Annotated in this window: 15 protein-coding genes and 1 pseudogene; 7 read left to right on the top strand and 9 right to left on the bottom strand. The window is 62.1% G+C overall.

The features are described from left to right. On the top strand, positions 1 to 1395 hold the full coding sequence (locus tag N2600_RS19140; RefSeq protein ID WP_017967907.1) for an NAD(P)(+) transhydrogenase (Re/Si-specific) subunit beta: 1395 nt from the start codon (positions 1 to 3) through the stop codon (positions 1393 to 1395). 66 nt (positions 1396 to 1461) lie between these two features. On the opposite strand, the gene N2600_RS19135 is transcribed toward N2600_RS19140, so the two are convergent. The 5 genes from N2600_RS19135 to N2600_RS19115 form a co-directional block, all read right to left on the bottom strand. Then, complete coding sequence (locus tag N2600_RS19135; protein ID WP_260297138.1) at positions 1462 to 1944, bottom strand: DUF992 domain-containing protein; 483 nt, start codon at positions 1942 to 1944, stop codon at positions 1462 to 1464. Between the two features lie 62 nt (positions 1945 to 2006). Next, positions 2007 to 3662 carry a sensor histidine kinase gene (locus N2600_RS19130; protein WP_170259843.1) on the bottom strand — a complete coding sequence of 552 codons (1656 nt, stop codon included), beginning with the start codon at positions 3660 to 3662 and terminating at the stop codon, positions 2007 to 2009. Positions 3663 to 4110: 448 nt separating this feature from the next. Beyond that, a complete protein-coding gene (locus N2600_RS19125) occupies positions 4111 to 4980 on the bottom strand; it encodes a tetratricopeptide repeat protein (RefSeq protein ID WP_260056750.1) in 870 nt (289 codons plus the stop codon). Positions 4981 to 5115: 135 nt separating this feature from the next. Further along, a complete protein-coding gene (gene rpsU / locus N2600_RS19120; RefSeq protein WP_003542939.1) occupies positions 5116 to 5331 on the bottom strand; it encodes a 30S ribosomal protein S21 in 216 nt (71 codons plus the stop codon). Between the two features lie 177 nt (positions 5332 to 5508). Continuing rightward, a complete protein-coding gene (locus N2600_RS19115) occupies positions 5509 to 7110 on the bottom strand; it encodes an adenylate/guanylate cyclase domain-containing protein (protein WP_260297137.1) in 1602 nt (533 codons plus the stop codon). A gap of 286 nt (positions 7111 to 7396) precedes the next feature. Between N2600_RS19115 and N2600_RS19110 the strand changes: the two genes are divergently transcribed. Beyond that, positions 7397 to 9568 carry a CHASE2 domain-containing protein gene (locus tag N2600_RS19110; protein WP_260109441.1) on the top strand — a complete coding sequence of 724 codons (2172 nt, stop codon included), beginning with the start codon at positions 7397 to 7399 and terminating at the stop codon, positions 9566 to 9568. Between the two features lie 5 nt (positions 9569 to 9573). Here the strand turns inward: N2600_RS19110 and N2600_RS19105 are convergent, their stop codons facing one another. Further along, positions 9574 to 10557 carry a FecR family protein gene (locus N2600_RS19105; RefSeq protein WP_170279851.1) on the bottom strand — a complete coding sequence of 328 codons (984 nt, stop codon included), beginning with the start codon at positions 10555 to 10557 and terminating at the stop codon, positions 9574 to 9576. 253 nt (positions 10558 to 10810) lie between these two features. On the opposite strand from N2600_RS19105, the gene N2600_RS19100 reads away from it, so the two are divergent. From N2600_RS19100 to N2600_RS19080, 5 genes and pseudogenes are all read left to right on the top strand, one after another. Continuing rightward, positions 10811 to 12064: a sarcosine oxidase subunit beta family protein gene (locus tag N2600_RS19100; protein WP_018072777.1), complete on the top strand. Its 1254-nt coding sequence runs from the start codon at positions 10811 to 10813 to the stop codon at positions 12062 to 12064. Positions 12065 to 12173: 109 nt separating this feature from the next. After that, on the top strand, positions 12174 to 12515 hold the full coding sequence (locus N2600_RS19095; RefSeq protein ID WP_017967899.1) for a sarcosine oxidase subunit delta: 342 nt from the start codon (positions 12174 to 12176) through the stop codon (positions 12513 to 12515). Then, positions 12512 to 15505, top strand: coding sequence for a sarcosine oxidase subunit alpha (locus tag N2600_RS19090; RefSeq protein ID WP_260297135.1), 2994 nt, complete (start codon positions 12512 to 12514; stop codon positions 15503 to 15505). The genes N2600_RS19095 and N2600_RS19090 overlap by 4 nt, the downstream gene beginning before the upstream one ends. Next, the gene (locus N2600_RS19085; RefSeq protein WP_260297133.1) at positions 15498 to 16046 is read left to right on the top strand and encodes a sarcosine oxidase subunit gamma; all 549 of its coding nucleotides are present in this window, start codon (positions 15498 to 15500) and stop codon (positions 16044 to 16046) included. Before N2600_RS19090 ends, N2600_RS19085 begins: the two co-directional genes overlap by 8 nt. Positions 16047 to 16090: 44 nt before the next feature. Then, positions 16091 to 16479: pseudogene (locus N2600_RS19080) on the top strand (VOC family protein). A gap of 15 nt (positions 16480 to 16494) precedes the next feature. Here N2600_RS19080 and N2600_RS19075 read toward each other — a convergent pair. The 3 genes from N2600_RS19075 to N2600_RS19065 form a co-directional block, all read right to left on the bottom strand. After that, on the bottom strand, positions 16495 to 16983 hold the full coding sequence (locus N2600_RS19075; protein WP_164564032.1) for a MaoC family dehydratase: 489 nt from the start codon (positions 16981 to 16983) through the stop codon (positions 16495 to 16497). A gap of 90 nt (positions 16984 to 17073) precedes the next feature. Then, positions 17074 to 19053 (bottom strand): glycogen debranching protein GlgX, encoded by a 1980-nt coding sequence (gene glgX, locus N2600_RS19070; RefSeq protein WP_260297132.1) that lies wholly within the window; start codon positions 19051 to 19053, stop codon positions 17074 to 17076. A gap of 12 nt (positions 19054 to 19065) precedes the next feature. After that, a complete protein-coding gene (locus tag N2600_RS19065; protein WP_260297131.1) occupies positions 19066 to 20697 on the bottom strand; it encodes an alpha-D-glucose phosphate-specific phosphoglucomutase in 1632 nt (543 codons plus the stop codon). Positions 20698 to 20703 lie beyond the last annotated feature (6 nt).

The raw sequence follows: 20703 nt of genomic DNA, 5'->3' as shown, positions 1-20703 counted from the left end.
ATGACCAATATCGCAGCCTTCCTCTACCTCGTCTCCGGCGTGCTCTTCATCCTGGCGCTGCGCGGCCTGTCGCATCCAGCCACCAGCCGCAAGGGCAATCTCTACGGCATGATCGGCATGGGGATCGCGATCCTGACGACGCTGGTGCTGGCGACCCCGAATTTCGGCGGCTTCGTGCTGATCGTCCTTGGCCTTGCCATCGGCGGCAGCGTCGGCGCCTATGTCGCCCGCACCATCCCCATGACCTCGATGCCGCAGCTCGTCGCCGGTTTCCATTCGCTGGTCGGCCTTGCCGCCGTGTTGGTCGCGGCTTCCGCGCTCTATACGCCTGCCTCCTTCGGCATTGGCGAGATCGGCCATATTCACACCGAGGCGCGCATCGAGATGGCGCTCGGCGTGGCGATCGGAGCGCTGACCTTCACCGGTTCGATCATCGCCTTCCTAAAGCTCGACGGACGCATGTCCGGCAAGCCGATCCTGCTGCCTTACCGGCATATGATCAATGCGAGCCTGCTGGTGCTGATCGTGCTCTTCATCATCGGGCTTGCCGCCACCGAAAGCCATTTCGACTTCTGGGCCGTTGTGGCCTTGTCGCTGGCGCTCGGCGTTCTGCTGATCGTGCCGATCGGCGGGGCCGATATGCCCGTCGTCGTCTCGATGCTGAACTCCTATTCAGGCTGGGCCGCGGCCGGCATCGGCTTCACGCTCGGCAATCTGGCGCTGATCATCACCGGCGCGCTCGTCGGCTCCTCCGGCGCGATCCTTTCCTACATCATGTGCAAGGGCATGAACCGTTCCTTCGTCTCCGTCATCCTCGGCGGTTTCGGCGGTGAGACGGCGTCCGGCGGACCCGACACATCGGACAGGACGGTCAAGCTCGGCTCGGCCGAGGATGCGGCTTATCTGATGGCCAACGCATCGAAGGTCATCATCGTGCCGGGATACGGCATGGCGGTCGCCCAGGCCCAGCATGCGCTGCGCGAACTTGCCGACAATCTGAAGAAGAACGGCGTCGAGGTGAAATATGCGATCCATCCGGTCGCAGGCCGGATGCCCGGCCACATGAACGTGTTGCTCGCCGAAGCGAATGTTCCCTATGACGAGGTTTTCGAGCTCGAGGATATCAACTCGGAATTCGCCCAGGCCGACGTTGCCTATGTCATCGGCGCCAATGACGTCACCAATCCGGCGGCGCGCGACGACAAGACCTCGCCGATCTACGGCATGCCGATCCTCGACGTCGACCGGGCAAAGACCTGCCTCTTCGTCAAGCGCTCGCTCGGTTCCGGTTATGCCGGCATCGACAATACGCTGTTCTACAAGGATGGTACGATGATGCTGCTCGGTGATGCGAAGAAGATGACCGAGGATATCAACAAGGCGCTCGCGCATTGATCGACGCAGAAACAGCCGCCCTTTGGGTGGCTGTTTGATTCATGCTTGGCTGGCCGGCCGCTTTCATCAGGTCTCGCCGGGCACGAGTGTCATCTTCTCGACGCCGATCGCCAGGTTCAGACCTTCCTGAGCCTGGACGTTCAACGGCTGCAGCATGAAGGCCCCGTCGGTGCCGCCGGCGATGACCTTGGCGCCGGCGCCTGCACCGATGCTTGCGTCGGCGCCGATCCCGTAATATTCGCCGGCAAGGGCGAATTGCGGAATATCCGTGCCGGTCTTTGCCAGCACCTGCCAGATCATGACGCTCTTGCCGGTCTGGCCGATATCGAGGCCGAATTTCTCGATTTTGCCGGCATAGACCGCCTTGGCGCCGCCGGCCGCCGGCGTATAGGTGCAGATGAGGTTCTTCTGCGAGGTGACGATCAGACCCTGGCCGCCATCGGATCCGCAGACAAGACGGCCAAGCGTGACATAGTTTTCCGCGCCCGCCGGGCTCGCCCAGGCAGCGGCCGTCAATGCCGCGGCGGCGATCATCGTTTGCTTGAACATGGTCTTTCTCCTTTGGAACGACCTGTCCGAAACGGGTGGAGGTAGCGATTGTTCCGGGACTTTTATTCCCGCTCCAGCGTGGCGCGCTGCGCCGTCAGCACCCATAATAGGCCCTCGGGCCGGAAGTCGATCTCAACCGTGCCGCGAAAGGCGGAGGCGGCATGGGCTTTGATAACGGTGGTGCCGAAGCCCGAGCGCGATGGCTGCTCGGTGACCGGTGGGCCGCCGCGCTCTTCCCAGGTGAAGCGGAGCAGGGCCTCCGGCTTGTCTTCCTCCTTGACATCGCGCCATTCGAAACGGACACGGCCTTGCGGTACGGAGAGCGCACCGTACTTCACCGAATTGGTGGCGAGTTCATGCAAGGCGAGACCGAGATTCTGCACGGCATCCGGTTTCAGCACGAAGTCTTCGCCGCTGATGTCGATCTGCTCGCGCGATTGCGGGAAGGCGTGCAAATGGATGTCGACGACCCGCCGCAGTGAGACGCCTCCCCATTGTTCGCTGGTCAGCAGCTCGATCGACCGAACCAACCCTTCGAGGCGGTCGGCGACGGCGGCGCGGAAGGTCTCGACGCTGTCGGACTGCTTGGCGAGCTGGCGCATCATTGCCTGGGCAAGTGTCAGAAGATTCTTGGTGCGGTGGACGAGCTCGTGCATGACGAAACGCAGCCGGTCTTCAGTCTGGCTACGGTCGAAAGAGGCATTCGAAAGGGCAATCGCCACTTGGTTCGCCTCGATGACGCTGGTCTCGACAGGCGAGACGATATGGCCTTCACCCATGCGGTTCGCCATGTCGGCGATATCGCGGATGGTAGTGCGCACCTGCCGTGCGACGGCATAGGCAGCCAGGACGGCGACAAGCACCAGTGCCACGCCACCGATGATGAGGAAACGCCAGGTGCTGAGGATCGACGCCTGGGCGATCGGTCCCCAGATCACCGTCTTCCACGACCAACCGGGAATTTGGGCATAACCGAGCAGCATGTGCGGCAGGATCTTCTCGTCTTGGAAGACGCCGCGGGGCGCGGTGAGCGCCGGCAGAATGCGTGGATCGAAGGGCGTGCCGGATTCGAGATTGGCAGGGCCGGTGGCTGCAACGACGTGGCCGCTCTCATCGATGACGGCCGCCGACCAGCCGGGCGCAAGGCCTTCGGTGGTCACGAGTTTGCCCAGATCTTTGGCGTCCTGCGTGATGATGAGGGCCGCAACCGGATCATTCTTACGTGGCAGGGTGACGTTGTAGACCCATTCGCCGCTGGTCCGGCCGCGAAAGACGTCTGATGCCTCGATGCGACCGGAAGCCATGGCCGCTTCGAGGGCTGTCATATTCGCCGTCTTGCCGAGCGGCGTGCCGAACGCCTGGCGCGTGTTCAGTAGTTGCTGGCCGGTGCGGTCGACGGCGATGACGAAAAGCGTGTTGTCTCTAAGGGCTGTTTCGGTGCGCTCGTGGAAGGAGGCGAGATTGCCGTTTTCAAGCTCCGGCGAACTCGAAAGCAGCCGCAGGGTCGTTGCCATGTCCTGAAGCTGCCGGTCGATGATGCGCGAAAGGGCAAGCGCATCCTGGGCCGTCTCGCGCTTCAGCGTCGAACGCTGGTTATCCTCCAGCTGCAGCAGAAGCAGCGCCACGAAGGCGAAGATCGGCACTGCGATCGCCACCGCCATGGCGACGAGGTAGGTTCCGATCGAGGCTTTCGGAAAGAACAGCGCGACGATCTTCATCTGCCGCAATTCAAAATGTCGCAATGTCCTTTGCGCGTCTGAAAAGACACGCAGCGCTGTAATGCGCGTGGCCCGCAACGTTTTTCGCTTGCGGCCAGGACAGCAAAGATCCACATCTCTCGCAAACCGCCCCCAACACGTGTTCAAACGTCCGATAGCGGGCTATCGAAGCAGGTCCATGTTAGGGGGAGCAAGAGCAGGTTGCAACATACTATGACCGGCCATCGACGACGACAGACGCTTTTTCGGCTTCTCTTGGCAAGGCGGTGCGACTGACTTTGCGCCACGTCGCTTCCACCGCCTGGCGTGGCACAATATCACCTCGATGATATCCAAAGCCGGAAGATTCGCTTGAATCATCAGGGCCTTTGCCGGTGTCCGATGGGTGGTGCGACCGGTAAATGGCGGTTGCGGTCCGCGCGATGCTTCGGGCCGTTCAATTATGTCTTTAGCCGGCTGGGGCCACGCCGACGCGGGCAAGCCCGTCGCGAGCCGGCTGGTATTTGGCATCGAGGCCGACCGCATGGCGATAGGAGCGGGCCGCTTTCGCCTTGTCGCCGCGGCGTTCGTAGACGAGCGCCTGGTTGGCCCAGGATTCGGCGATGTTGCCGTTGAGCTCGATCGCATGGTTGAAATCGGCAAAGGCGTTGTCATCGTCGTTCAGCGCGATATAGGAAATGCCGCGGCCATTATAGGGCTCTGGCGAATTCGGCGCGAGCGAGATCGCTTTCGAGAAATCGTCGATCGCCTTATCCTGCTGATTGCGCTTCTGATAGATCAGGCCACGATTGTGATAGGCGCGGCCATCGGTGGTGCCGAGCTGGATCGCCTTGTCGAAATCGTTGAAGGCCTGGTCGTCTTGGCCGGCCATGCGGTAGACATTGCCGCGGCCGATATAGGCGACGTCGTAGCTCGGATTGATCTGCAGGGCGGCATTGTAGTCGGCAATCGCCTGGGCCTGTTGGCCCATATTGCGATAGACGAGGGCGCGGTTGGCGTAAGCCTGGAAAAACCGCGGATTGATCTGCAGCGCCGTGTTGAAATCGTTCAGCGCCGGGCGGAACTGGCCAGCGCGGCCATAGGCGGAACCACGGACGTTGTAACCTTCCGGATCCCGCGGGTTGGCGTTGATGACAGCCGTCAGGGAAGCGATATTCTCTTCCGAACCCTGCGCCTTATCGATGCTGATCACCGCATCCGAGGTATTGGTCGTCTCGCAGCCGGCGAGCCCGAACATTGCTGCCAGCGCCAAAGCGGGCAGGAATGCCATTTTCTGCAAGCGCAAAGCGCGGGACGGTTTGAAGATGTTGACAGCCATTCGGGCTCGCTTTCCCCATGCGGCATATCCGGTGCGCGGATATGCGATCCTCAGCGGCAAACTAAAAAAGGCGGCGGCGAACCCATCGCCCCCGCCACAATGCATCTGAAAACGTCGAAAAAACGACGGAAATGCTCAGCGCGCTGCAACCAGACCCTCGCGCTGAGCGCGCTTACGGGCCAGCTTGCGAACACGGCGAACAGCCTCGGCCTTTTCGCGAGCACGCTTCTGCGACGGCTTCTCGTAGTAGTCGCGCATCTTCATTTCGCGGAAAATGCCTTCGCGCTGCATCTTCTTCTTGAGAGCGCGGAGAGCCTGATCAACATTGTTATCGCGGACAAGTACCTGCACGAGAATCACGTTCCTTTGGTTGGTTGATGCCGGAGGCGGCGCAGCGGCCAGAGGCAAAACAATAACGTTCGCGCGGCCGCAGCCTTGCGATTGGTGATGCGGGATAGCAGATTGGGCACGGCAAGTCCAGATGGATATGGGAGGCGCACGGAAAAATCATGCTTGCCCGATATCCGGTCACGATCCGGCGGTTTCGGGCAGGGTTTCGTCCAGCGCGGCGATCGCCTCTTTCAGAGCCGTCCTGACTCGGAGGCGATCGGCAGGCTCCAGCCGGCTCATATCCAAATGCAGGTCAAGGCCCGAGAGGTGCTCGCTGAGAACTCGGCTTTTGTGGTCCGCACCGAGCGTCAACCCATCCACCGCATAGGGCACTATCTCGCGCTGTATGCCCTTCATGGTGATCGGCGGCAGGGGATGGGCGTCGACGATTTCGTTCACCAGCGCGTAGGTTTCGTAGCTGATGACGATCTCTCCTCCCTGGGCGATCGATTGCAGCCGGGCTGCGAGATTGGCCTCCGCCCCGATGATCGTATAGTCCATGCGGTCGTTGCTGCCGAAATTGCCGACGTTGCAATAGCCGCTGTTTGCCCCCATGCGGACGACGAAAGGCTCTTCGGTGCCGTTTCTGCGCCATCTGTCCTTGAGTTCGCCGAGACGGCGCTGCATGTCGACGGCCATGCGCAGACATGCTTTCGCATCCTCTTCCGGGCCCCTGGTTTCGGGATCGCCGAAGAAGACCAGCATCGCGTCGCCGATGAACTTGTCCACCGTGCCGCCATGCTCCAGGGCAATGTTCGACATCTCGGTCAGATATTCGTTGAGCATCTCCGTCAGGGCTTCCGGTTGCAGGCGCTCGGTCGTCGCCGTGAAGTCCTTGATGTCGGAGAAGAAGATCGTCAGGCGCTTGCGCTCTGTATGGACCACCACGTCCTTCTGCCCGGAGAAGATGCTCTTGTAGATCTGTGGCGAGAGATAGCGCGAAATCTTCATGGAAACGCTGGCGAGGAATTCGTTCGCTGCTTCCAGATCCTGGTTGGCGCTATGGATTGCGCGCGCCTGCTGCCGCTGGAGCACAATGAAGCTGATGCCGATGACGGCGACGAAAAGAAAATAGCAGAGCAGGTATTTGAATGCGAAGACGTTGCTCGCGTAGGGCTGCCGGATGATGACTTCCTGAATGCCGCGCACATCGCCCACCTTCCAATCGGTCTTCGGGCTTTCCGGATGGGTGTTGTGGCAGGCGACGCAGGCCTGGCCCATGACGACGGGGGTGATGAAGCGCAAGGTATCGGTCAATCCGACGCGGGTGAGATCGTTCAGCGTCTGCTGCGGATTGGCGCGCAACGCGGCGAGCGCATTCTTTTCGAAGTCGTCGAGCTCGTGGGATGCGCGGCTTTTGAACGGCAGGTCGGAGACGAAACGATAGGTGATATTGGCCTGCTGCTCCTTGATGACGTCGCCGAGCTCCAGGGAAAGCGTGGCCGGCAGCGGGATGGCGCCTGGTATATTCGCGTAAGTGTGGGAGACCACCGTGCCCTCGGCCGCGCCGCTGGCATGGGCGGCGAGAACGCGCCCCACAACATTCGTGGAATAATAGGAGCGGATGCTCGATATCAGCGAGCTCATGTCGCGGGCCTGGCGCCGCAGGGTATTGCCCGAGAGATCGCTGATATCAAGCCAGACGGCAAGCGGCAGCCCGGCGAGCATTGCCAGCACGACGACAATCAGCCAGTAGCCGCTTCGGCGTGCGGCGGATTCGGAAATCACGGCGACCTTCATCCTTCTCTCGAAAGAGCATCCGATTTTCGATCGTTACAAGAGCATTTCACCGCGCGCCGGGCAAGGTTGAAGCTTTTTCATCCAGGCAAAAGCCCGGCGAAAACTGGAGGCGTGGCCGTATTAAAGACGGTTGCCTGCCGTTCGGCGGAAAGCGAAATGCGGGAGGCTGAAAAGAGAGCGCCCGGGATGCATCTGCGAATGGCGTTTCGGAGGAAAGCGGCGTAGCTTGTCTGCCGGCAGGTGTGGGTCTCCCTGCCGGCCGTGGGAGGGGACACCCGGTGAGATCATGACGCGCGCGCAGCAAATCGGTGTCGTTCTCGGCCTAGCAATCGTGACTGCGCTGACGATCCTTCGAGCAAGTGATCCCGGGATCTTCAAGTTGATCCGCGGCGTGACCTTCGACGAGTATCAGCGGCTGGTTCCCAGAACCTTCGAGCCAATGCCGGTCCGCGTGATCGACATCGACGAGGCCTCGTTGCACGAATTCGGCCAATGGCCCTGGCCGCGCGACCGGATGGCCTTGCTGGTGAACCGGCTTTCGGAGATGGGCGCCTCGGCCATCGCCTTCGATATTCTTTTCGCCGAGCCGGACCGGCTGTCACCGCGCAACGTTGTCCGCGAGGTCGCGGGGATAGACCCTGCGCTTGCCGAGAAACTGCCCGACAATGACGAGATATTCGCTCGATCGATTGCCGAAAAACCCGTCGTGCTCGGCTTCGGCCTTTCCAATGAAGGCAATTACCGGCCGCCGGTGAAGGCGGGCTTTGCCTTTACAGGCGAAAGCCCGGTTTCGGCTCCGCCCCATCTTGGTGCCTCGACGCCGCTGCGGCCGCAATTGGAGACCAACGCGGCGGGACTGGGCCACATCAGCCTCAATCCCGGCAATCCCTCGCCGGTGGTACGGGCGGTCCCTCTGTTCCTGACCGACGGCGAGCAGCTCTATCCGAATCTCGCGATCGAGGCGCTGCGTGTCGCACAAGGGGCATCGACTTATGTGCTATCAGGCGCGCCCGATCGCGCCGGCATCATGACATCGGTAAAGATCGGGGATTTCGTAGTGCCGCTAACCGCGGCGGGCGAGCTCTGGCTCTATGTCACCCCCGACCGGGCGGAGCGTTATATATCCGCCAGGCAGGTGCTTGCGGCCGAAGGGGTCTCTCCAGATGTCGCCGCCGCCATCGACGGCAGTATCGTCTTCGTCGGGACATCGGCGGCCGGCCTGCAGGACATCCGCGTCACCGCGCTCGGCGAGAACGTTCCAGGCGTTTCGCTGCATGCACAGGCCGTCGAGCAGATCCTCTCCGGCCGCTTTCTCTCGCGGCCCGACTGGGCGGACGGTCTGGAAATCCTGATGATCGCCGTGCTTGGATGCCTGCTCGTCGGGGTGACGACCTTCGTCAGTCCCGCCGTCGCGCTGGCCTGCGGCCTGCTGATCACGGCCATGGCGCTGGTGGCGTCTTGGCTTTCGTTTCTTTATGCGGGGCTTCTCCTCGATCCGCTGGCTCCGATCATCAGCGGGTCGATCACCCATTTCGCATCGACCTCGTTCCGGATCCTGGTGATCGATAGAGAGCGGCGCGAGGTGCGGCGTGCCTTCGGGCATTATCTTTCCCCGTCGCTGCTCCATCGCATCGAGCATTCCCGCGACGCGTTGCGCCTCGGCGGAGACGATCGCGAGCTGACGGTCATGTTCGTCGATGTCAGGAGCTTCACCGAGATCAGCGAGCGGCTGGCGCCGACTGCCGTGGTCGCATTCCTGAATACGTTGCTCGATGCCCTGAGCCGCCATGTAGTGGCCAATGAAGGCACGCTCGACAAGTTTATCGGTGATTCGATCATGGCGTTCTGGAATGCACCCGTCGATGTGGCGGATCATGAAACCAAGGCCGTTCGCGCAGCGCTTGCCATGCGCGAAACGCTGGCCGAACTGAACGCCGGCGACGCTTTCGGCTTCGGATCCGGACAAGAAGTCGGGATCGGTATCGGCATCCATACCGGCCTTGCCTGCGTCGGCAATATGGGCGCCAAGACGCGCTTCAACTATTCGGCGGTCGGCGATGCCGTCAACATTGCGGCGCGGCTGGAATCATCCTGCAAAGAGGTCGGTTTCGATATTCTGATATCAGACAGCACGGCGAGATCGGTGCCGGGAATGGCGCTGATCGAGGCCGGCGCCATTCCGCTCAAGGGGAAGAGCAGCCGAACGCAGATTCTCGCCGTCGTCGGCGACGAACGCGTTGCAGCCTCTGCGGAGTTCGCCGCGCTTGCGGTCGTTCACGAGCAGCTGACGCAGGCGCTGCATTCGCATTCGAAAAACACGCGCAAGCTTATCGGCACGGCAAAGCTCAGGGCGGCGAAAGTGATCGGCGGGCTGGCGGAATTCTACCGGCGGATATCCAGCAGAAGCGATCACTTCCGCGAGGTGGCGGATGGTTTCGAGAAGAGCGTCGCCGATTGACGGCATCATCGGTTGCGATTGAAATTCCGGGCCCTGTCGTGGTTTGTGTCCCCATCACGATCGCGATCTCTATCGTGATCACGATCGCGATGATGCCCTTGATCGTTATAGTCGTGATCATCGTGCTGATCGTGATGTTCATGCCGACCGTGGCCATCATGCTTGTCGGGTTTATCCGGTTCGTCGTGATGCGGCGTGTCAGGCTTGGTCGGCCGTTCCTTCTGCGGCTCGGCCTGTTTCTGCGGCGGATCCTGCCTCTGGGGCGCGGGCGAAGCCGGAGGCGGGGGCCGTTTTCTGTCCTTTCTTTCCGGCGCGACGGAGGCCATATTGCAGCCGCCGAGCATGCCGATGCCGCCCGCAAGCCGCTGATTGCCGGAGAGGAAGGGCAAGGCGCGCTCATTTCCGAGCGTCGCGAAGATGCTCGGATCGACCCGGCGCGCCGCCGACATATTGCCGTTCGGCTTGGCCACCACGCAATCGCAGCGCTGCTGCAGCTGCCGGCAGCCGCCCGGACCGCAGAAACGGGCAGCACCGTTCAGCAGCACGACGGCGGTCGTGCCGTCAGGGCCGACGTAGAAATCGAAAGCGGTGCCGCGTACGCCAATCGTGCCGGCCGGCGTCAGGATCTGGTAGGCCGAGGAGTTGGAACTGCCGCTGACCCAGCGAAATGTGCCCTTTGCCGCCCTGATGGTCAGTTTCTTGACCGATTGGGAATCATCGAAGACATATTTGTCGATGACGACCGACGAACCCCAGCCGACGGCGAGCTTTGTGCCGTCACGAAACAGGAACTGGCCAAGCCCCGATTGCGATGTCTTGATGCGCTCGTTGCGATGAACGCTGGTGTCGACCTCGATAGGACCGCTCTGTCCCGTCACCTCTGTCTTGATGACGACAGCCTGGCCGACCGGCTCGGCGGCGGGTGCCGGCCATGCGCTGCTTAACGCGATGCAAAGCGTCGCGACTGATACTGAGCGCCAACCCCACATGATACACATACCCCACAACATGTGATGGTTAACATTTTAGTAATTGCTTGTCTTCTAACCCTCTTGGGTTAGGCCACCGGTCGATGGACAAGCAGAAATGCTGCCGCTTGCGTCATTCGCCTGAAGCGGCATTCTCTTCAGCGTGTCGAAACCAAAGCTCTCGCGCGTCGCAAAAGAACCGTTGTGCCGCATTTGGATTTGCGATTTGTATGAGCGCGGAGAACAAGCCCTTTCCCGAAGGAGAAGAAGGCGGATGCGGAAATATTCGGTTTTTGCCGTGGCACGGGAGGCCCTTCGCGGCCACAAGGGCTGGGAGAAGCAGTGGACGTCACCGGAGCCGCGCGCCGAATACGACGTCGTCATCATCGGCGCCGGCGGCCACGGGCTGGGTGCTGCGTACTATCTCGCCAAGGAGCACGGCATCACCAATGTGGCGGTGATCGAGAAGGGCTGGCTCGGCGGCGGCAATACCGGGCGCAACACCACCATCATCCGCTCGAACTATCTCTACGAAGAGAGCATGCACATCTACGAGCATTCGATGAAGCTCTGGGAGGGGCTTTCCCAGGAGCTCAACTACAATGTGATGTATTCGCCGCGTGGCGTGATGATGCTCTCGCACAATATTCACGACCAGCAGTCCTTCAAGCGGCATATTCATGCCAACCGGCTCTACGGCATCGACAATGAATGGCTGACGCCGGAGCAGGCGAAGGCCTATTGTCCGCCGCTCGATATCTCGGCCAGCGCGCGCTACCCGATCAACGGGGCGGCACTGCAGCGGCGCGGCGGTACGGCGCGGCACGACGCGGTTGCGTGGGGTTATGCGCGGGCCGCCTCAGACCGCGGTGTGCACATCATTCAGAATTGCGAAGTGACCGGCATCCGGCGCGGCGCAGATGGACGGGTGACCGGGGTCGAGACCTCGCGTGGCTTCATCGGCGCCAGGAAAGTGGCGGTGTCGGCGGCCGGCCATACGACCACTGTCATGCAGATGGCTGGCGTGCGCGTGCCGCTGCAATCGAGCCCGCTACAGGCGCTGGTTTCCGAACCGCTGAAGCCGATCTTTCCCTGCGTCGTCATGTCGAACACGGTGCATGCCTATATCTCCCAGTCCGACAAGGGAGAGCTCGTCATCGGCGCCGGAACCGACCAGTACAATTCCTATTCCCAGACCGGCGGGCTGCAGATCATCACGCACACGCTCGACGCCATCTGCGAACTCTTCCCGATGTTCCGGCGCGTCAAGATGATGCGGCAATGGGGCGGCATCGTCGACAATACGCCGGATCGTTCGGCGATCCAGTCGAAGACACCGGTTCCCGGACTCTACGTCAATTGCGGCTGGGGCACCGGCGGCTTCAAGGCGACGCCGGGTTCGGCCAATCTCTTCGCCCATCTGATCGCCCGCGACGAACCGCATAAGTTCAACGCCGGCCTGACGCTGGAACGTTTCCGCAGCGGCCGGCTGATCGACGAGGCTGCTGCGGCGGCGGTGGCGCACTGACGATGGGCGTTTTCGTGCTAACGCTCGCTCCATTCGTCGCTCACCCCCTCATCTGTCTTTCAGGCACCTTCTCCCCGCTGGGGAGAAGTGGAGGAGAAGGAAATCCTACATGCTGCTGATCCATTGCCCTTACTGCCAGGAAGAGCGCTCCGAGCTCGAATTCCGCGGCGCGGGTGACGCGCATATTGCGCGGCCCGCAGATATTGCCTCGATCTCGGACGCGGAATTCGAAGCCTATTTCTTTCTGCGCGACAATCCGAAGGGGCTGATATTCGAACGCTGGCGGCACATCCATGGCTGCGGACGTTTCTTCAATGCAGTCCGCGACACGGTAAGCGACAAGTTCCTCATGACCTATAAGGCCGGTGAGCCGAAGCCGGTGGTCGGCGCTGCTGCCGAGAAGCACGCGCCTGTCGAGACTTATGAAGCCCTGGAAGGAGAGGCGCAATGAGCGGCGTGAACCGTATCGCCGGCAAGGGGCGCCTGACGCCGGCCAAAACTGCGCGCTTCACCTTCGACGGCAAGAGCTATACGGCGCTCGAAGGGGATACCGTCGCCTCGGCGCTGATTGCCAATGGCGTGCATCTGATCGGCCGTTCGTTCAAATATCATCGGGCCCGCGGTATTCTGTCGGCGGGGGCCGAGGAGCCGAATGCGCTGATCGACGTTTCCCGCGACACGGCGCGCAAGCAGCCGAACGTACGCGCCACCGTGCAGGAAGTCTTCGACGGCATGATCGTCAGCTCGCAGAACCGCTGGCCCTCGCTTGCCTTCGATGTCGGCGCGGTCAACAATCTGATGTCGCCGTTCTTCGCCGCCGGTTTCTACTACAAGACCTTCATGTGGCCACGCGCCGCCTGGAAACACGTCTACGAACCGCTCATCCGCCGCGCCGCCGGCCTCGGCGTCGCACCGACGGAGGAGGATCCAGACCATTATGCCAGCCGCTATGCCCATTGCGATGTGCTGGTGGTCGGCTCCGGCGTCGCCGGGCTTTCGGCAGCGCTGGCCGCGGCCGAGACCGGTGCCCGGGTGATCCTTTGCGACGAGCAGGCGGAAGCCGGCGGGGCGTTGCGCTACGATACCGGCGTGACGATCGACGGACAGGACGGGCATCGCTGGGCCCAGACGGCAGTGGCGCGGCTGAAGGCGATGGACAATGTCGAAGTGCTGGTCCGCACGACCGCCTTCGGTTACTACAACCACAATTTCGTCGGTCTTGCCGAGCGCGTCACCGATCATATCGCCAAACCTTCCCGCGATCTGCCGCGCGAGCGGTTGTGGCAGGTTCGGGCCAAGCGGGTGATCCTCGCCACCGGCGCGATCGAACGGCACATGGTATTTCCAAACAACGACCGGCCGGGCATCATGCTGGCCTCGGCAGGACGGATGTATCTCAATCATTACGGCGTCGCCGTCGGGACCAAGGTCGGCATCTACACGGCGCATGACTCGGCCTACGAGGCGGCCTTCGATCTGAAACGATCAGGTGTTTCGATCGCCGCCATCGTCGACAGCAGGCAGGCGCCGGGAGCAGCGGTGCTGGAAGAGGCGCGTGCGCTCGGCATCGATGTTCTGGCCGGCCAATCGGTCGTCAATACCTCGGGGCGGCTACGGATCTCATCGATGACGGTAGCGCGCAACGGCGGCGGTTCGCCGCGCAAGATCGCGGTCGATGCGCTCTTGGTTTCGGCCGGCTGGACGCCGTCCGTGCATTTGTTCTCGCAGTCGCGCGGCAAAGTGGCCTTCGATACCGAAAGCCAGCGTTTCCTCCCCGGCTCCTATGCCCAGGACTGCCTCTCGGTCGGCGCCTGCAACGGCACCGACGACCTGCAGCGGACGATCGAGGAATCGCTTGCCGCCGGCGAACTGATGGCGCAGGCCACCGGCAAAAGCAGCGGCGAGAAGATCGCAATTTCGGCCGAGCAAGCCTATGACTGGACGGGCGGCATGATCGGCGCTGCCGAAGGCGCGGGACCGAAAACCAACGCCAAGGCCTTCATCGATTTCCAGCACGACGTCTGTGCCAAGGATATCCGCCTTGCCGTGCGCGAGGGCATGCATTCGATCGAGCATATCAAGCGTTTCACGACCAACGGCATGGCCTCGGACCAGGGCAAGCTCTCCAACATGCATGGCCTGGCGATTGCCGCCGAGATGCTCGGCAAGGAAATCCCGCAGGTCGGGCTCACCACTTTCCGTGCGCCCTATACGCCGGTCACCTATGGTACGCTGGTCGGCCATTCGCGCGGAGAGCTGTTCGATCCAACACGCAAGACGCCGCTGCACGACTGGGAGGAAGCTCATGGAGCGGTCTTCGAGGATGTCGGCAACTGGAAGCGTGCCTGGTTCTATCCGCAGGCCGGCGAGACCATGCACCAGGCGGTCTCTCGCGAATGCCGGACGGCACGCGAGGCGGCCGGTATCTTCGATGCCTCGACGCTCGGCAAGATCGAGGTGGTGGGGCCGGATGCAGCGGAATTCCTCAATCTCATCTACACCAATGCCTGGGACACGCTGAAGCCCGGCAAGGCCCGCTACGGCATCATGACCCGCGAAGACGGTTTCGTTTATGACGACGGCGTTGTCGGACGCCTGGCGGACGACCGTTTCCATGTGACGACGACGACCGGCGGCGCGCCGCGCGTTCTCCACCACATGGAAGATTACCTGCAGACGGAATTCCCGCATCTGAAGGTCTGGTTGACCTCGGTAACCGAACAATGGGCTGTCATCGCCGTGCAGGGCCCGAAGGCGCGCGAGATCGTCGCGCCGCTGGTCGAAGGGCTCGATCTTTCGAACGAGGCCTTCCCGCATATGAGCGTTGCCGAGTGTACGGTCTGCGGGGTGCCCGCACGGCTCTTCCGCGTCTCTTTCACTGGCGAAACCGGCTTCGAAATCAACGTGCCGGCCGATTACGGCCAGTCGGTGCTCGAAGCGGTTTGGGCCAACGCCGAACCGCTCGGCGCCTGCGTCTACGGCACGGAGACGATGCACGTTCTTCGCGCCGAGAAGGGCTACATCATCGTCGGGCAGGATACGGATGGGACCGTGACCCCGGATGACGCCGGACTTTCCTGGGCGGTTTCGAAGAAAAAGACGGATTTCGTCGGCATTCGCGGGTTGAAACGGCCGGATCTCGTCAAGGACGGGCGCAAGCAGCTCGTCGGCCTCGTCACCAAGGACCCGAAGCTGGTGCTGGAAGAAGGTGCGCAGATCGTCGCGAGCCCGAACGAGCCGAAGCCGATGACCATGCTCGGCCACGTCACATCAGCCTATTGGTCGGACAATTGCGACAGGTCGATTGCCTTCGCGCTGGTCGCCGGCGGCCGGGCGCGGATAGGCGAGACACTCTTTGTGCCGATGCCGGACCGGACGATCGCCGTCGAAGTGACGGATCTGGTATTCTTTGACAAGGAAGGTGGCCGCATCCATGGCTGATGTCGCAATTCGCAAGCCGGCGCTTGCCGGCCGTTTCGGTGGCTCCGCAACGGTGCGGCTGACGACCGCACCCACTGCCAGCCGGGTGGCGCTACGTGCGCCCGCAGAATCGCTCGCAGCACTTTCCGCTGCTCTCGGCCTGTCTCTGCCGGCCGCCCCGAAAACATCCGGCCGGGCCGGCGCCCGATCGGCGCTCTGGCTCGGGCCGGACGAATGGCTGGTGATCGACGAGAATGGCACCGACCTGATGGCGGCATTTTCCAGTGCCGGTGCGCTGCATTCGGCGACCGACGTGTGCCACCGCAATATCGGGATCATCGTCTCGGGACCGGGTGCGGAGGCGACGCTTTCGGCTGGTTGCCCGCAGGATCTGTCGCTTGCTTCCTTCCCGGTCGGAGCCGCATCGCGTACGATCCTCGGCAAGGCGGAGATCGTGCTTTTGCGTACGGAAGAAGACACGTTCCGGGTGGAGTGCTGGCGGTCGTTTTCGGATTATGTCTTCGGGCTGTTGAACGAGGCGGCTGAAGACGCGGGGCACTGAGTCTCATCAAATCGTGTGCGTGCGCTCGTTCACGGGGTAAGCAAATGCTGCACCATGCCTCCCTAGGCGTTTCCGACATCGAACGGTCGGCGGCGTTTTACGATGCCGCCCTTGCGGCGCTCGGTTCTGGGATGATATCAGGCCGGGGGAAACAGGGCAGGCAATCGGCTACGGCAATCCCGGCGGCGGGGACAAATTGGCGATCAAGCATCGGCCGGATGGCCAGCGGCCGCCCGGTCCGGGCTTTCATCTGGCGTTTGCCGCTCCGAGCCGCCAGGCGGTCGATCGGTTTTATGCGGCAGCAATCGCGCATGGCGGCAGTGATAATGGCCCTCCCGGCCTGCGATCCCATTACGGCGAGCACTATTACGCGGCGTTCGTCATCGATCCCGACGGACATGCTCTCGAAGCCGTGTTCAATTCGGCAGAGTAGCAAAAGCAGTTTTGCTCAAACGTCCTCAGGACGGTCCTTCGGGTCGAATTGGATGATAGTGATCCATTTTGCCGTCAACGCCGGCTTCTTCTCGTTTTCGATCTCGATTGTGACATCATAAGTGGTCATCAGCATGCCGGCGCCGCGGAAGCGGGCGTCGGAGAGCAGGAAGCGGCCGCGGACGCGGGCGCCACTCTTCACCGGCGTCATGAAGCGGACGCGCTCGAAGCCGTAGTTGATGCCCATGGTCTGCTCGCGCACTTTCGGCAGGCAGTTGTAGTTCATCGTCGACAGCAGAGACAGTGTCAGGAAGCCGTGGGCGATGGTGCCGCCGAAGGGGCTCTCGGCGGCGGCGCGCGCGGGATCAACGTGGATGAATTGATGGTCGTCAGTCGCCGCCGCGAAAGCGTCGATCATCGACTGGTCGACGGTGATCCAATCCGATAGGCCCGTTTCCATGCCGATCAATCCCCGCACGTCGGAGAGTGAAATTTCCGTGACCATGAATTCCTCGTGAAACAAGCCGCCGCGGCAAAGCCTTATCGTGCATTTGTGACGATTGCGACAAGGATTTGCGCAAGCGAGGGCAGGCGGTCAATTTTCTACGAAAAAGGCGACGGAGCGTGGCTCGACGGCTGCACCATTGCCGGCTTTCTTCGTTCCATCCCGCGTCAACTGCCGCCAGCCCGGTTCGCCCCGGGAAGGCAGCGTGAAAAATTGGCGGCTCTGCGAGCGGTTGAAAAGCACGCCAAGCCGGGTCTGCCTGCCGCGTGCGGAGCGGTCCCCGGTCGTCAGCAGCATGCCGAGGATGGACAGCGACGGCGTCTCCCATTCGGCGACGGTCATCGGTTCGCCGGAGAGCGAAATCCATTCGATATCGCCGTTTCCTGACAGGAAACCCGTTTCGGAGAAGACGGTGAAGCGGCGGCGCAGCTCTGCAACGAAGGCGGTGTGGCCGATGAGATCCCCGTCCAACGCCTCCCAGTCCAGCCAAGTGATCTCGTTGTCCTGGCAATAGGCGTTGTTGTTGCCGCGCTGGCTGCGGCCGCCCTCGTCGCCCGCTGTCAGCATGAGGCTGCCGCGGGTGGCAAAGAGGGTTGATATCAGCGCCATCACATCGTCGCGGCGACGCTTGCGGATCGTCGGATAGACGGTTTCCCCCTCGACGCCATTGTTCCAGGAGTGGTTCTCGTTATGACCGTCGCGATTGTGTTCGCCGTTGGCGTCGTTATGCTTTCCGGCGTAGGAGACGAGATCGATCAGCGTGAAGCCGTCATGGGCGGCGAGGAAATTGACACTGCGCGTTTCCTTGCCGTCGTTGCGGGAGAAGATGTCGGAGGAGCCGGCGAGTGCGGTTGCCAGCGCGCCGGTCTTCCAATCGTCGCCGCGCCAGTAGCAGCGCAGATCGTCGCGAACCCGGTCGTTCCATTCAACGAATGGCGCTGGGAAATTGCCGAGTTGGTAACCGCCCGGGCCGATATCCCAGGGCTCGGCGATCATGATGCGGTCGGCAAGCACATCGTCGGAGAGGATCGCGGCCAGTGTTCCCCCGTCGCGCTCGAAGCCTGTCGCGGTGCGGCCGAGCACTGGGGCCAGATCGAAGCGAAAACCGTCGACCCCGGCATTGAGCACAAAATGGCGCAGGCTGTCGATGACGAGACGGCGGACCTCGGGATGATCGCAGGCGATCGTGTTGCCGGTGCCTGTGTCGTTGACGAGTTCGCTCGGCCAATTCTGGGCGTGGCGATAATAATGCAGGTTGTCGAGGCCGCGAAGCGACAGCGTCGCGCCGTACCGGTCGCTCTCGCCGGTATGGTTGAAGACGAGGTCGAGGATGACGGCGATACCTTCGGCATGGAGGGTCGCGACCGTCTCGCGCAATTCCGTCATGCCGCCGGGGACGAGCCGCGGATCGAGCGCCATGAAGGCGACGGGATTGTAGCCCCAGCCGTTGGTGAGGCCGAGTGGCGGCAGGTGGCGTTCGTCGATCCAGGCAGTGATCGGCATCAGTTCGACGGCATCGACGCCGATCCGCTTCAGGTGCGCGATGACGGAGGGATGGGCAAGCGCTGCGACCGTGCCGCGCTGAGCCTCCGGCACGTCGGGATGAAGAATGGTGAAGGGCCGCACCGCCACCTCATAGATAAAACCGCCCGGCTTGAAGAGCGGCTTGCTGATCGCGGCTGGGGTATCGGTGGTGACGATCGCCTTCGGCATCAGATCCTGGCTGTCCTCGCCATAGATGCCGAGGCGTGGATCGTAGCGGAACGGCCTATCGATCTCCTTGGCGTAGGGATCGATCAGCAGTTTGGAAGGATCGTACCAGAGGCCGTTATCAGGTGCATAGATACCATCGGCGCGATAGCCGTAGCGCGCGCCCTGCTTCAGTCCGTCGACAAACAGATGATGGAAGTAGTTACTGTCGCGCGCCATTGGCAGGCGCGCGAATTCCCTGTTGCCGTCACCCTCGAAGAGGCAGAGTTCGATCTGTGCGGCATGATGCGACCACACGGCAAATTCGACGCCGGTCTCGAAGACGATCGCGCCGGCTCGCGCCGAACTGCTTCCCCGCATGTTTCCCCCGGATCAGGTGATCACGGTTGGCGCATCGCGTCCCGTGCGTTCCCGAATGCTGGCAATGCTTTCGGCGGCCGCGATCAAATCGGCGAGCGCTTCCTGCGTTTCGATGTTATGGCGAGTCGAATCCGGCTCGTAACGCTCGATATAGACACGCAAGGTTGCGCCAGACGTGCCGGTGCCGGACAAGCGGAAGACGACGCGGGAGCCGCCCTCGAAGAGCACACGGATACCTTGATGTTCGCTCACCGACTTGTCGATCGGATCGTGATAGGCGAAGTCGTCGGCCTTCTCGACCTTCAGGTTGCCGAAGCTCTTGCTGGGCAGGGTGGACAGTTGGCTGCGAAGATTGTCCACCAGGCCGTTCGCCGCATCGGTGTCGAGGCCTTCGTAATCATGTCGCGAATAGTAATTGCGGCCATAGGTCTGCCAGTGCTGGGTGACGATATCGGCGACGCTCTCGCCGCGCACGGCAAGAATGTTCAGCCATAGAAGCACGGCCCAGAGGCCATCCTTTTCGCGGACGTGATTGGAACCCGTGCCGGAGCTTTCCTCGCCGCAGATCGTCGCCATGCCGGCGTCGAGCAGGTTGCCGAAGAACTTCCAGCCGGTCGGCGTTTCATACATGCCGATGCCGCGCTTTTCGGCGACGCGGTCGGCCGCACCGGATGTCGGCATCGAGCGGGCGATGCCGGCGAGGCCGCCGGAATAGCCGGGAGCGAGATTGGCGTTTGCGGCAAGGATCGCCAAGCTATCGGAAGGTGTGACGAAGATGCCCCGGCCGATGATCAGGTTGCGGTCGCCGTCGCCGTCGGAGGCGGCGCCGAAATCGGGCGCGTCATCGCCCATCATCTCATCGAAGAGTTCCTTGCAGTGAACCGGGTTAGGGTCCGGATGATGGCCGCCGAAATCCGGAAGCGGCATGAAGTTTCGCACCGAGCCCGAGGGAGCGCCAAGACGATTTTCGAAGATTTCCTTGGCATAGGGCCCGGTGACGGCGCTCATCCCATCGAAAGCAATGCGGAAGCCGAGGCTGATCAGGTTGCGGATGGCGCCGAAATCGAACAGTTCTTCCATCAGCGCGGCATAGTCCTCGACCGGGTCGATCACCGAGAGGATCGTGCCGCCGGGAAGCTCGTCTTTGCCGATGCGGTCGAGATTGACGTCGGCGAAATCGGCGATCTTGTAGCTGTCGATCGTCTTGGAGCGCGCATAGATCGCGTCGGTGATCTTTTCCGGCGCCGGGCCGCCATTGTTGATGTTGTATTTGATGCCGAAGTCTTCGGTCGGGCCGCCGGGATTGTGGCTGGCGGAGAGGATGATGCCGCCGAAAGCCTTGTATTTGCGAATGATGTGGGAGGCGGCCGGCGTCGACAGGATGCCGCCCTTGCCGACCATGACCTTGCCGAAGCCATTGGCGGCGGCCATCTTGACCGCCTTCTGGATGACCTCGCGATTGTAGTAGCGTCCGTCGCCGCCGATGACCAGGCACTTGCCCTGATAGCCTTCCAGCGAATCGAAGATCGACTGGATGAAGTTCTCCGCATAGTTCGGCTGCTGGAAGACCGGAACCTTCTTGCGCAGGCCCGACGTGCCGGGTTTCTGGTCCAGATAGGGCGTGGTGGGGACGGACTTGATCATTTTAGG

The organism is Rhizobium sp. WSM1274, assembly GCF_025200775.1.
GTDB classification, from domain to species: domain Bacteria; phylum Pseudomonadota; class Alphaproteobacteria; order Rhizobiales; family Rhizobiaceae; genus Rhizobium; species Rhizobium leguminosarum_I.
Note: the sequence above shows the minus strand (reverse complement) of the source record. Positions and strands in the feature narration are given on the sequence as shown.

Coding starts and splice junctions, on each gene's coding strand:
- N2600_RS19140 (WP_017967907.1), top strand. CDS start 1: ATGACCAATATCGCAGCCTTCCTCTACCTCGTCTCCGGCGTGCTCTTC.
- N2600_RS19135 (WP_260297138.1), bottom strand. CDS start 1,944: ATGTTCAAGCAAACGATGATCGCCGCCGCGGCATTGACGGCCGCTGCC.
- N2600_RS19130 (WP_170259843.1), bottom strand. CDS start 3,662: ATGAAGATCGTCGCGCTGTTCTTTCCGAAAGCCTCGATCGGAACCTAC.
- N2600_RS19125 (WP_260056750.1), bottom strand. CDS start 4,980: ATGGCTGTCAACATCTTCAAACCGTCCCGCGCTTTGCGCTTGCAGAAA.
- N2600_RS19115 (WP_260297137.1), bottom strand. CDS start 7,110: ATGAAGGTCGCCGTGATTTCCGAATCCGCCGCACGCCGAAGCGGCTAC.
- N2600_RS19110 (WP_260109441.1), top strand. CDS start 7,397: ATGACGCGCGCGCAGCAAATCGGTGTCGTTCTCGGCCTAGCAATCGTG.
- N2600_RS19105 (WP_170279851.1), bottom strand. CDS start 10,557: ATGTGGGGTTGGCGCTCAGTATCAGTCGCGACGCTTTGCATCGCGTTA.
- N2600_RS19100 (WP_018072777.1), top strand. CDS start 10,811: ATGCGGAAATATTCGGTTTTTGCCGTGGCACGGGAGGCCCTTCGCGGC.
- N2600_RS19095 (WP_017967899.1), top strand. CDS start 12,174: ATGCTGCTGATCCATTGCCCTTACTGCCAGGAAGAGCGCTCCGAGCTC.
- N2600_RS19090 (WP_260297135.1), top strand. CDS start 12,512: ATGAGCGGCGTGAACCGTATCGCCGGCAAGGGGCGCCTGACGCCGGCC.
- N2600_RS19085 (WP_260297133.1), top strand. CDS start 15,498: ATGGCTGATGTCGCAATTCGCAAGCCGGCGCTTGCCGGCCGTTTCGGT.
- N2600_RS19075 (WP_164564032.1), bottom strand. CDS start 16,983: ATGGTCACGGAAATTTCACTCTCCGACGTGCGGGGATTGATCGGCATG.
- glgX (WP_260297132.1), bottom strand. CDS start 19,053: ATGCGGGGAAGCAGTTCGGCGCGAGCCGGCGCGATCGTCTTCGAGACC.
- N2600_RS19065 (WP_260297131.1), bottom strand. CDS start 20,697: ATGATCAAGTCCGTCCCCACCACGCCCTATCTGGACCAGAAACCCGGC.